The 246-nt window shown below is 51.2% G+C and carries 1 rRNA gene; it reads left to right on the plus strand.

The annotated features are described in order from the left end of the window. Window positions 1-246: ribosomal RNA gene (locus ACLS0A_RS11095) — 16S ribosomal RNA — on the plus strand; the annotation flags it as partial.

A 246-nucleotide genomic window follows, 5' to 3' on the forward strand; every position in this document is an offset into this window, starting at 1 on the left:
GAACGCTGGCGGCAGGCTTAACACATGCAAGTCGAACGGTAACGGGTTGAAAGCTTGCTTTCGATGCTGACGAGTGGCGGACGGGTGAGTAATGCTTGGGAATCTGGCTTATGGAGGGGGATAACCATTGGAAACGATGGCTAATACCGCATAGTATCGGAAGATTAAAGGGTGGGACTTTTTGCCACCTGCCATAAGATGAGCCCAAGTGGGATTAGGTAGTTGGTGGGGTAAAGGCCTACCAAG

Origin of the sequence: Avibacterium volantium (assembly GCF_049366555.1) — a bacterium.
In the GTDB taxonomy this organism is placed as follows: Bacteria; Pseudomonadota; Gammaproteobacteria; order Enterobacterales; family Pasteurellaceae; genus Avibacterium; species Avibacterium volantium_A.